The organism is Caulobacter sp. AP07 (assembly GCF_000281955.1).
GTDB lineage: Bacteria > Pseudomonadota > Alphaproteobacteria > Caulobacterales > Caulobacteraceae > Caulobacter.
In genome coordinates, this window is sequence record NZ_AKKF01000076.1 from 1 (window position 1) to 11,350 (window position 11,350).

12 protein-coding genes are annotated in these 11,350 nt (G+C 69.6%); 9 read left to right on the top strand and 3 right to left on the bottom strand.

The window, feature by feature from the left end:
- From odhB to PMI01_RS05415, 6 genes are all read left to right on the top strand, one after another.
- The coding region (gene odhB, locus PMI01_RS05390; RefSeq protein WP_007664886.1) for a 2-oxoglutarate dehydrogenase complex dihydrolipoyllysine-residue succinyltransferase at positions 1-979 on the top strand (979 nt) is incomplete at its 5' end.
- A gap of 75 nt (positions 980-1,054) precedes the next feature.
- The gene (locus PMI01_RS05395) at positions 1,055-1,411 is read left to right on the top strand and encodes a DUF3088 family protein (protein ID WP_007664888.1); all 357 of its coding nucleotides are present in this window, start codon (positions 1,055-1,057) and stop codon (positions 1,409-1,411) included.
- Positions 1,412-1,454: 43 nt separating this feature from the next.
- Positions 1,455-1,931 carry a putative signal transducing protein gene (locus PMI01_RS25990; protein ID WP_007664891.1) on the top strand — a complete coding sequence of 159 codons (477 nt, stop codon included), beginning with the start codon at positions 1,455-1,457 and terminating at the stop codon, positions 1,929-1,931.
- A 67-nt stretch (positions 1,932-1,998) separates the two neighbouring features.
- Positions 1,999-2,418 carry a hypothetical protein gene (locus PMI01_RS05405; protein ID WP_007664894.1) on the top strand — a complete coding sequence of 140 codons (420 nt, stop codon included), beginning with the start codon at positions 1,999-2,001 and terminating at the stop codon, positions 2,416-2,418.
- A 235-nt stretch (positions 2,419-2,653) separates the two neighbouring features.
- Positions 2,654-4,054, top strand: a complete 1,401-nt coding sequence (gene lpdA / locus PMI01_RS05410; protein ID WP_007664897.1) for a dihydrolipoyl dehydrogenase — start codon at positions 2,654-2,656, stop codon at positions 4,052-4,054.
- Between the two features lie 74 nt (positions 4,055-4,128).
- Positions 4,129-4,449, top strand: a complete 321-nt coding sequence (locus PMI01_RS05415; RefSeq protein ID WP_007664901.1) for a hypothetical protein — start codon at positions 4,129-4,131, stop codon at positions 4,447-4,449.
- Between the two features lie 68 nt (positions 4,450-4,517).
- On the opposite strand, the gene PMI01_RS05420 is transcribed toward PMI01_RS05415, so the two are convergent.
- Positions 4,518-6,509 carry a methyl-accepting chemotaxis protein gene (locus PMI01_RS05420; protein WP_007664904.1) on the bottom strand — a complete coding sequence of 664 codons (1,992 nt, stop codon included), beginning with the start codon at positions 6,507-6,509 and terminating at the stop codon, positions 4,518-4,520.
- 255 nt (positions 6,510-6,764) lie between these two features.
- Between PMI01_RS05420 and PMI01_RS05425 the strand changes: the two genes are divergently transcribed.
- Together PMI01_RS05425 and PMI01_RS25995 are read left to right on the top strand one after the other, a co-directional pair.
- A complete protein-coding gene (locus tag PMI01_RS05425; RefSeq protein WP_007664908.1) occupies positions 6,765-8,795 on the top strand; it encodes a sulfatase-like hydrolase/transferase in 2,031 nt (676 codons plus the stop codon).
- 68 nt (positions 8,796-8,863) lie between these two features.
- Positions 8,864-9,280 (top strand): DoxX family protein, encoded by a 417-nt coding sequence (locus PMI01_RS25995; RefSeq protein WP_007664911.1) that lies wholly within the window; start codon positions 8,864-8,866, stop codon positions 9,278-9,280.
- On the opposite strand, the gene PMI01_RS05435 is transcribed toward PMI01_RS25995, so the two are convergent.
- Positions 9,277-10,218 carry a tyrosine recombinase XerC gene (locus PMI01_RS05435; RefSeq protein WP_007664914.1) on the bottom strand — a complete coding sequence of 314 codons (942 nt, stop codon included), beginning with the start codon at positions 10,216-10,218 and terminating at the stop codon, positions 9,277-9,279. The two genes, PMI01_RS25995 and PMI01_RS05435, sit on opposite strands and share 4 nt — an antisense overlap.
- Positions 10,219-10,330: 112 nt before the next feature.
- Positions 10,331-11,011, bottom strand: coding sequence for a DUF484 family protein (locus PMI01_RS05440; protein ID WP_007664915.1), 681 nt, complete (start codon positions 11,009-11,011; stop codon positions 10,331-10,333).
- Between the two features lie 164 nt (positions 11,012-11,175).
- Here PMI01_RS05440 and PMI01_RS27375 point away from each other — a divergent pair.
- On the top strand, positions 11,176-11,350 hold a 175-nt coding region (locus PMI01_RS27375), incomplete at its 3' end, for a hypothetical protein (RefSeq protein WP_162136382.1).

Here is an 11,350-nt window from a genome sequence, read left to right on the forward strand (position 1 = left end):
GGCGACCGCCGCTCCGGCCGCCGCCGCGCCCAAGGCCGCCGCTCCGGCGCCGGCGCCCGCCCCGGCGCCTGTCGCCGCCGCGGCTCCGGCTCCGGCGACCGCCGCCCCGGTCAGCCCGGCCCCGGCCCGAGTCGCCGCCGAGAACAATCTCGACCTGTCGAAGATCGCCGGCACCGGCAAGGACGGCCGGGTGACCAAGGGCGACGCCCTGGCCGCCCTGGAAGCCCGCGCCAACGCCCCGGCCCCCGTCGCCGCCCCGGCCGCGCCGCGCGCCATCCACGAGCGCGAAGAGCGGGTGAAGATGACGCGCCTGCGTCAGACGATCGCCCGCCGCCTGAAGGAAGCCCAGAACAACGCCGCCATGCTGACGACCTTCAACGAGGTCGACATGACGGCGGTGATGGCCCTGCGCAATCAGTACAAGGACGTCTTCGAGAAGAAGCACGGCGTGAAGCTGGGCTTCATGTCCTTCTTCACCAAGGCCGTGGTGGCCGCCCTGAAGGCCGTGCCGGACGTCAACGCCGAGATCGACGGGACCGACATCGTCTACAAGAACCACTACGACATCGGCGTCGCCGTCGGCACCGAGAAGGGCCTGGTGGTTCCGGTCGTCCGCGACGCCGACGCCCTCAGCCTGGCCGACATCGAGAAGAGCATCGGCGCCCTGGGCAAGAAGGCCCGCGACGGCCAGCTGGCCATCGAGGACATGCAGGGCGGCACCTTCACCATCACCAACGGCGGCATCTACGGCTCGCTGATGTCGACCCCGATCCTCAACGCGCCGCAGTCCGGCATCCTCGGCATGCACGCGATCAAGGAGCGGGCCATGGTCGTGGGCGGCAAGATCGAGGTCCGGCCGATGATGTACCTGGCGCTGAGCTACGATCACCGCGTGGTCGATGGCCAGGGCGCGGTGACCTTCCTGGTGAAGGTCAAGGAAGCCCTGGAAGACCCGCAGCGCCTGCTGCTGGAGCTGTAGTCGTTTCCACCGAACCAGAATTGAGGGGGAGCCGCGAGAGCGGCTCCCCCTTTTTCGTCGCGCCAGGACTACCCCATGACCACGACCCGAGACCAGCTCTTCCTCCTCCGCCCCGACTGGACCGACCAGGGCCGTGACTGGTTCTGCATGGCCTGCGCGGCCGTGGAGGGGTTCCTCGGTTACTATCCGGCCGTACGCGACCAGCTCGAGATCGCCTACCTGCCCTATGCGCGCCCGCGCCACCCGGTGGTCGACCTGCTGGGCGAGGCCCACCAGAACCTGCCGACCCTGATCCTGGCCGCGCCCTTCGCGCACCCGGATCTGCGGGAGGACGACGTCGGCGAAGCCAATGGCCGGCTGTTCGCCACCAACGAGGGGCCGATCACCCGCTACCTGGCCGCCCGCTACGGCGTGTCGCCGCCGCATCCTTGAGTCGAGCCCGGGTTCGGGTACGGTCTTCGTCCAGGAGGCGCTCATGAGCCTGACCGAGATCGCCCGTTTCGCGGACCTGACCGAAGCCCAGATCGCCGCCTCGCGCCTGCGGGCCGAGGGCGTGTCGGTGCTGCTGCAGAACGAGTACTGGGGAACCAGCGACTTCATCATGAGCATCGCCATGGGCGGCTTTCGCCTGTGGACCCCGGCCAGCGAGGCCGAGGAGGCCCGCCTGCTGATCGCCGAACTGCGCGGCGCCGCCGCGCCGCCGCTGGACCCCGAGGACGACGCGCCCGCCGCGCCGCCCGACGCCCCGGCCGCGCAGGTGGCGCGCACCGGCGTGGCCCTGTTCCTGGCCATGACCTTCGGCGGGGTGGCCGGTTTCCTGGTGGCGGGACCGCGCCGGGCGCGGGGCGGCCATCACGCCGTCCTGGCCGGGGTGGCCATGGCGCTCGCGACGCTCTGCGGCGTCGTCGGCCTGCTGCTGGTCGGCGCCTGGCTCAGCGTCGGATTGCGCTGAGCCGCCACCGCGCTTCCTCCCGGCGCCGCTTGGGGCTAGCCTCGCGCCAGATCCTGGGGAGGACGCCATGAAATACCTGCGCTGGCTGCTCGTCGTGGCCGTGACCCTGTACGCGTTGACGAGCGCGATACCGGCGAGCTTCACCGTGCTTCACAAGCTGCATCTGCTGAAACTGCCCGCGATGGTGAAATCGCACGGGGTGTTGATGGACGCGATGTCCTGGCCCCAGGTGATCCTCTGGTGGGTGGCGGTGGTCCTGTTCCTGGTCGCCGCCTGGCGGCTGGCCTTCGCCAAGGGGCGGGCGTGGCTGGTCTTCGTGATCGCCTTCGCCGGCGACCTGCTCGGCTGGCTGTGGATGCAGGGACCGGCCTATGACGCGACCTTCCCGGCCAGTCAGCGCCAGTCCGACCTCGTGATCCTTGCCGTGCTGGCGGTCATCGGGGCGTTGATCGCCTGGGTCGAATTGCGCAAGACGCCTTTGAACTAGAGCGTTTTCGAGCCAAGTGGGCGCCGGTTGGCGTGAAGAAAACGCGCCAAGGCAAATCTACGGCATCCGACCTGATGCAATCAGGTCGGATGCCGTAGACCTTTAGCGCTCTGTGGGTTGATCCTTGGGACAGAGGCGCTAGGAAGTACGCGCGCGCGCCGACCCCTTGGGAAACCGGGGGCAGGCCCCATTTTCTGTCCGGCGCCATTCGCGGCGCGTCTCAAGGCGAAGATCCATGGCTCAATACGACGTCGTCATCATCGGGGGCGGCCCCGGCGGCTACAACGGCGCGATCCGCGCCGGGCAACTGGGTCTGAAGACCGCCATCGTCGAAGGACGCGGCAAGCTGGGCGGCACCTGCCTGAACGTCGGCTGCATGCCGTCCAAGGCCCTGCTGCACGCCTCGGAACTGTACGAGGCCGCGACCGGCGGCGAGTTCGCCAAGCTGGGCATCGAGGTCAAGCCGAAGCTGAACCTGGTCCAGATGATGGCCCAGAAGGCCGAGAGCGTCGAAGCCCTGACCAAGGGCGTCGAGTTCCTGATGAAGAAGAACAAGGTCGACTACATCAAGGGCTGGGGCCGCATCGACGGGCCCGGCAAGGTGGTCGTGAAGGCCGAGGACGGTTCGGAAACCGTGCTCGAGACCAAGAACATCGTCATCGCCACGGGCTCGGAGCCGACCCCGCTGCCGGGCGTGACCATCGACAACAAGCGCGTCGTCGACTCGACCGGCGCCCTGAGCCTGCCGGAAGTTCCCAAGAGCCTGATCGTCATCGGGGCTGGCGTCATCGGCCTGGAGCTGGGTTCGGTGTGGAAGCGCCTGGGCGCCGAGGTGACCGTGGTCGAGTTCCTCGACCGCATCCTGCCGGGCACCGACACCGAGGTCGCCAACGCCTTCCAGAAGATCCTCGCCAAGCAGGGCTTCAAGTTCAAGCTGGGCGCCAAGGTCACAAGCGCGACCGCCTCCGCCAAGCAGGTGGAACTGACCGTCGAGCCGGTGGCCGGCGGCGCGGCCGAGACCCTGCAGGCCGACTATGTGCTGGTGGCCATCGGCCGTCGTCCGTTCACGGAAGGCCTGGGGCTGGAAAGCGTCGGCATCGTGCCCGACAAGCGCGGCGTGATCGCCAACGACCACTTCAAGACGACCGCTCCTGGCGTCTGGGTGGTCGGCGACGTCACCAGCGGCCCGATGCTGGCCCACAAGGCCGAGGACGAGGCCGTGGCCTGCATGGAACTGATCGCCGGCAAGGCCGGTCACGTGAACTACGGCATCATCCCGGGCGTCATCTACACCAGCCCGGAAGTCGCCACGGTCGGCCAGACCGAGGACGACCTGAAGGCCGCGGGCGTCGCCTACAAGGTCGGCAAGTTCCCGTTCCTGGCCAACAGCCGCGCCAAGATCAACCACGAGACCGACGGCTTCGTGAAGGTGCTGGCCGACGCCAAGACCGACCGCATCCTCGGCGCCCACGCCGTCGGCCCGAACGTCGGCGACATGATCGCCGAGATCTGCGTGGCCATGGAGTTCGGCGGCTCGTCGGAAGACGTGGCCCGCACCTGTCACCCGCACCCGACCCGCTCGGAAGCCTTCCGCCAGGCGGCGATGGGCGTCGAGGGCTGGACGATGCAGGCCTAGCCTGTCCAAGAGTTAACGGGCGAGTTCGCCCGATCGCGCGTAACGTGGCGGGGTTTCGGCAACGGAGCCCCGCCATGCTTTTGTCCGCCATGCTGCTGGCCGCCGCCGTCCAGGCCACGCCGCTCGTCCCGCCAAGCGAGATCCTGGCGCGAGGCGGGCGGGTCACGGTCTACGCCTCGAAGGACCAGGCCCTTCAGGCGATGAAGGCGGAGAGCGCCTGCCGGGAATCCGGCCTGCAACTGGCCGAACAACCCGCGCCCGACGTCGCTGCCAAGGTCAAACGGCTGGGCGACCTGCCGCCGGCCAACCACACCCTGACCGTGCTGCGCAGCGTCGACGGCTGCCCGGTGTCGTCCACCATCCGCTTCAACGTCGACCGGCCAGCCAGGCGCTAGACGCAAAAAACCCCGCCGGGCAAAGGGCGGGGCTTTCCTGGTCCGCGCGGACGGTACGCTACTGAACCCTAGAACTCTTCCCATTCGTCGGCGGCCGGCTTGGCCGAGCCGGCGAAGGCGGCGAGCTTAGCCTGGGCCGCGCGCACCGGGTTGGCGCCGGGACGGCTGGTCGCGGTGGCGGGAGCCGGGCCCGAGGCGCGCGGCGCCGGCCGGTACGGGGGAGGCGCGGCGCGGCGGGTCGGCGCGCGGGCGGCCCCATCCTGGGTAGAATGGGCGCCGTTGACCTGGAAGCGGCCGATCATCTGCATCAGGCTGTTGGCCTCGCCCTTCAGGGCGTGGCTGGCGGCGGTGGACTGCTCGACCATGGCCGCGTTCTGCTGGACCGTCTGGTCCATCTGGTTGACGGCGGCGTTGACCTCGTTGAGGCCGGTGGCCTGCTCGGCGCCGCCGGCCGCGATCTCGCTGACCAGGGCGTCGATCTCGCTGACCTTGCCGACGATGGCCTGCAGGGCCTCGCCGGTCTGGCCGACCATCGACACGCCCTGGCCGACCTGCTGCGAGGAGGTCGAGATCAGGGTCTTGATCTCCTTGGCGGCGTCGGCCGAGCGCTGGGCCAGAGCCCGCACTTCCTGAGCGACGACCGCGAAGCCGCGACCGGCGTCACCGGCCCGCGCCGCTTCGACGCCGGCGTTCAGGGCCAGGAGGTTGGTCTGGAAGGCGATCTCGTCGATGACGCCGATGATCTGGCTGATCGACTGCGACGACTTCTCGATCTGGTTCATGGCGTCGACCGCGCCGCGCACCACGACGGCCGAGCGCTCGGCGTCGGTGCGGGTCGAGGTGACGACGCGCGAGGCTTCCACCGCGCCGGCCGACGAGCGCTTCACCGTGGCGGTGATCTCGTCCAGGGCGGCGGCGGTCTCTTCCAGGCTGGCGGCCTGCTGCTCGCTGCGGCGCGACAGGTCGTCGGCGGCCGCGGCGATCTCGTCGCTGCCGGCCCCGATGCTGTTGGCGGCCTGGACGATGGTGCGCATCGCCTCTTCCATCTGGGCGATGGCGCCGTTGAAGTCGTTCTGCAGGCGCTGGTAGGCCTGCGGGAACTCGGCGTCGACGCGATAGGTCAGGTCGCCCTCGGCCAGGCGGGTCAGGCCGGTGGCGATGTTCTCCATGACGAAGGCCTGTTCGCGGGCGGCGGCCTCGGCGGCCTGCTGGTTGCGCTGGCGCTCGGCCTCGGTCTCGGCGGTGGCGCGTTGCTGGGCGGCTTCGGCGGTGCGCAGGGCCAGGGCGTTGTCCTTGAACACCTGGACCGAGCGGGCCATGGCGCCGACCTCGTCCTTGCGCTGCGCGCCGACCACCTGGACGTCCACCGAGCCCTGGGCCAGCACTTCCATGGTGCGCGACAGGTTGGTGAGCGGGGCCGAGATCTTCGAGCGGCCGATCCACAGGGCGAAGGCCATGGCGGCGGCGGAGGCGATCAGGCCGAAGACGATGCTCAGCAGCGAGCCGGTCGCGGACTGCTTGGCGGCCTTGGCCACCATGGCGCGGGTCTGTTCGCTGTGGGTGTTGGTGTAGGTGGCGACGTCCTTGCTCAGGCTGGCGATGTCGGGGTCGATGACGCCCATCACCATCTTGGCGGCGTCGTTGGCGTCCTGCAGGCCCAGGTCCGCGCCCTGGCGGGCGCTGGAATAGACCCGGTCCAGGCGCACCTGGAAGTCGGCGACCATCTTGGCGGAGCTCGGGTCGGTCTGCTTGATCCTGCCGAGGGCGATCTTGCCCTCCTGGTAGGCGTTGTCGATCTCGGCGCTGGCCGCCTTGGCCTCGGCCGAGGAGGCCGGGTTGGCGATCGTGCGATAGGCCGCGTAGCCGATGATCGCGATGCGCCTGTTGAAGCGCGCGCCTTCGAGCTCGGACGGGGCGCGTTGTTCGACGAGCACCTTGGTGGCGGCTTCCGACACCCTGGCCTGCCAGGCGCCGACGCCGGTGATGGCCAGGGCCACGATCGTCAGGATGATGGCCGGCAGAGCCACCTTGGTGGAGATCTTCAGATCGTCGAATTTCATCGCAAACCCCCTGTCCGGACGACCCAACAAACGGGGCGGGCGCCGGTCCGGGGTCCAGAAGCCGCGAACGCTGTAAAAACGCGGTTAATCCCGGGGCCTTGGCTGAACGCGCGGGGCGGAATGTCACGAAATTGGTCGCGCGCCACCCAATCTCTGCGCGCTGTAATGGCAATGATGTCGACTCCTCAACCTTGACGGTGCAATGTCGGGTCGCGCGAAACGGCCCCGGGGGGCGGCCGCGCATGGGGGATGGACATGACCAACGCCAAGCGACCCAACATCCTGCTGATCACCTGCGACCAGTACCGTTTCCCGCGGTTCTCCTACGGTCCGGACGCCGGCTTCAACGAGGCGCTGAAGCGCGTCCTGGGCTTCCAGCGCGAGGAGGAGGGCGTCGTCAATCCCTACGCCCAGTACTTCCCCGGCCTGACGGCCCTGCGCGACAACGCCGCGCTGCTGCGCAACCACACCATCGCCGCCAGCGCCTGCACGCCCAGCCGGGCGACGATCTATACGGGCCAGTACGGAACCAAGACCGGGGTCACCCAGACCGATGGCCTGTTCAAGAGCGGGGACTCGCACAACTTCCCGTGGCTGGCGGCCGACGGCATTCCGACGCTGGGCACGTGGATGCGCGAGGCCGGCTACTCGACCCACTATTTCGGCAAGTGGCACGTCAGCAATCCGCCGGACCATTCGCTGCAGGCCTACGGCTTCGACGACTGGGAAGAGTCGTTCCCCGAGCCGCACGGGGCGGCGATCAACAATCTGGGCGTCTATCGCGACGCCGGCTTCACCGACCAGGCCTGCGCCTTCATCCGCCGTCAGGCCCTGGCCTTGAACTACAACTACGCGGTCGCCGTCGCCCAGGCCGACGATCCCTACGCCACCGGGCCCGATCCGACCGACACCCCGCCGTGGTTCGCGGTGGCCTCGTTCACCAACCCGCACGACATCGCCACCTATCCGGCGGTGATCGCCCAGGCCCTGCCGACCCCGGACGACTCCGGGACCCAGTCGATTTTCGGCCCGCTGACCGTGCCGCTGGCGGGCCAGAAGACGCCGGCCCCGACCGCCGGCACGGCCCAGATCGCGCTCAATCCCCAAGGCTTCCCGCAGGACTGCGCCAAGGCCTCGCCGACCCAGGACGAGGACCTGTCGAGCAAGCCCAGCTGCCAGTTCGACTATTCCTACAAGGTCGGTCTGGCCCTCAACGCCAAGACCGGTTTCAACATGGTCCTGGGCCTGCAGAACAGGTTCCCCAAGGTTCCCGAGGACGAGGCCAGGGCCAAGGAGAAGGCCGTCAAGCTGGCGCTGAAGGGCACGATCCCGTTCCAGCTGAGCGACGACCCGGCCGGGACCACCCTGGAGTTCCTGCAGCTCTACGCCTGGCTCCATTCGGTGGTCGACACCCACGTGGCGGCGGTGCTGAATACGCTGGAAGAGACCGGCCAGGCCGGCAACACCATCGTCGTCTTCCTGGCCGACCACGGCGAATATGCCGGAGCCCACGGCATGATGATGGAGAAGTGGCACACCGCCTATCAGGAGGCGCTGCACGTGCCGGTGATCGTCCGCTTCCCGCCGCAGCAAAGCGCGGGCGGGACGGGGCCGGTCGAGCCGGCCTTCGTCGAGACGCGCCAGATCGACGCCCTGACCAGCCACATCGACATCCTGCCGACCATCCTGGGCCTGGCCGGGGTGGCCAAGAAGGAGCGCGAGGCGATCGCCGCCAAGCTGGCCGTGGAGCGTGATACGCCGCCGCTGCCCGGCGTCGACCTGGCTCCCCTGCTGCGGGGTGAGACCGACACCGTGATCGAGCCGGACGGCCGCGAGCGCCAGGGCGTGCTGTTCATCACCGACGACGAGATCACCGCGCCCCTGCCGCGACCGGCGATCCCCGACCTGAACAACGAGAAGTGCGAGCGGGAATTCGAGATCTACAACCTGGTGGTCGAGGTGGTGCGGACCACCAACGAAGGCCGCCCCCCGGTCGACCTCGCGCCGAGCTCGGTGCGCCAGCCCAACCACGTCCGCTGCGTGCGGACCAAGGACTTCAAGCTCAGCCGTTATTTCGACCCGTCCAGGCCCGAGCCCCGGTTCCAGGAATGGGAGATGTACGACCTGAACCTCGACCCCAACGAGGCGATCAACCTGGTGCAGGTGACGGTGAGCCCGCCGACCGCCCACACCGACCTGCCGTCGCCGTTCGTCACGGCCGAGGTGCAGGCCCATGCGGATCGGCTGGCGACGTTGCTGGCGGAGCTGGAGGCGCGGGACCTTTAGGGCGACGCACGCCATTGAAACCCGCCTCCGACGCCCGATAGTCTCGCCGCAAATCACGGGGAGGCGACATGAAGTTGCTCAAGAATGTTTTCGCGCCGCGCACCGCCGGCTACGACGTGCTGCGGCTCGCCGTGTGCCTGCTGCTCAGCGTCCACGGCTGGTATCGCTTCTACGAGGGCAGCCTGCCGGTGCTGGCCGGCATTCTCGAGGCCCGGGGCTTTCCGTTCGCCCTGGTCCTGGTCTGGCTGGTGAACCTGGCCGAGACCGGCGGGACGCTGCTGCTGGCCCTGCGTATTCTTCCCGTGCCGATCTCGCTGATCCTGGCCGGCATCTATGCGACCGGCGTCGTGCTGTTCCACTGGAGCCAGGGCTTCTTCGTGGTCGGGCCGGGCACGGCGGGCTGGGAGTACAGCGCGCTGTTGATCGTCTGCCTGCTGATCACCGCGGCGGTCAACCTGCCCGGGCGAAGCGGCAGGCGCGCCTAGGCCCGCGGATGCGCCTTGCCATAGGCCGCCAGCAGGCCGGCGGCATCGACCTGGGTGTAGCGCTGGGTCGTCGACAGCGAGGCGTGGCCCAGCAGGTCCTGGATCGCGCGCAGGTCGGCGCCGGCCCCCAGCAGGTGGGTGGCGAACGAGTGGCGCAGGGCGTGCGGCGTGGCGCGGTCCGATAGGCCCAGCCGGCCGCGCAGAAGCTGCATGGTGGCCTGGACGTGGCGCGGCGACAGCGGCCCGCCGCGTTTGGCCCGGAACAGCGGCTCGTCCGGGGCCAGCACGAAGGGAAGGGCGGCCAGGTAGACGTCGATCCGCTCACGCACGATGTCGAGCACGGGCGTGATCCGGGTCTTGCCGCCCTTGCCGGTGATCCGCAGGCTGTCGGCCAGGGGCGCGTCGCGGCGGACGAGCGACAGGGCTTCGGAGATCCGCAGGCCGCAGCCCCACAGCAGGGTCAGCACCGCTTCGTCGCGGGCCACTTCCCAGTCGTCGCGGTCGGGGTCCAGGCCGATCTCGGCGATCAGGCCGTGGGCCTGGTCCTCGGTCACCGGACGCGGCGCCCCGACCTTGATGCGCGGCCCGCGCACCAGGCCGATGGCCGCGTTGGGCGTGTCGAGACGATGGTCGAGATAGCGGTGGAAGGCCCGGATCGACGACAGGCTCTGCGACAGCGAGCGCGGCGACAGGCCCTCCTTGCCAGGGGAAGTCTCGTCCTCCCGGCGGAAGGCCAGGTAGGCGCGCAGCTCGGCGGCGGTGATCCCGCCGAGGTCGGCGACCGACAGGGGCTCGCCGCGATGGCGCTCCAGGAAGTTCAGATAGGCCAGCGTGTTGTCGCCATAGGCCCGCACGGTGCGGGGCGAGGCGCGGCGCTCGTGGGCCAGGTGCTCCAGCCAGGCGGCGAGGGCCTGGCGGGCGGTGGTGGGGGCGGTCATCTCTTCGCCACTGCATAAATCTTGTCATCCCGGACAAGCGCGTAGCGCGCAGATCCGGGACCGCCGGAAGCGCATGCGTGATTCCTCCCCCGCTTCACGGGGAGGGGAAAAATCACAGAACCGGCCAACGCTCGGCCGTGCGCTCGACCACGCGGGCCAGGAACGACACCAGTTCGGTTCCCATGTCGGCGGTGAAGCCTTCGGGGTCGGCCGAGCCGAAGGCCAGCAGGCCCTGGCGCGAGGGCTCCCACAGGGCCAGGCGGACCAGGGCCATGCTCTTGATCTGGTCCAGCTTGTCGCCGAACAGGCCCAGGGCCGGGGCGTGGAAGCCCATGCGGGCGACGCCGTGGGCGCCCATGATCATCTCGATCTGGCCGTCGATCAGGGCGTGCCAGCCGGCCGGGACCCGGCCGGGGCCTTCCAGCACGACGACGCCGGCCGCCAGGCCGAAGCGCAGGGCGGCCATGTCGTCGACCCGGCGGGCCAGGTCGGAATGGTTGCGGGCGTCGAGCAGGTCGATCACCGCCGCGTGGGTCTGGGCCTGGGCCGAGAAGTTGGCGCGGGCCGTGGCCTCGATCTCGCGGCGGACGATGGCCTCGCGCTGATGGGCGGCCGAGGCGCGGGCCAGGGCCAGGGGGCCGAAATCGACGACGTTGCTGGCGTCGGGCCGCAGGCCCAGGTCGCTGAGCAGGTCGGGATCCTGGTGCAGGAAGGTCGGCGCGGCCCGCAGGAAATCGCGGACGGCGTCGGCGTCGACCTCTTGGCGCAGCATGGCTTGTGTCGCGTCGGTCATGATCTGCCTACTCCATCCACACTCGATCCCCCTGTCGATCACGGGCGGGGTCAGCCCCGATGAAGCCCCAAGTCGGTTAACAGCCGCTTGATGACGCGGTGACGCGCCGTCTCGACCTGGGGACGTTTCCGAGGCAGAACCGGTCTCTCCCCATGTTTGGTCCCATGCCCCGCATCGCCTCCGTCCTGCTGCCCATGCCGCTGCCCGAGGCGTTCGACTATGCCGAGCCCGAGGGGCTGGGCCTGGCGGTCGGCGACCACGTCACGGTGCCGCTGGGCCCGCGCGTGATTCGCGGCGTGGTCACCGCCCTGCGCGACGGGACCGGCGGCAACCGGCCGC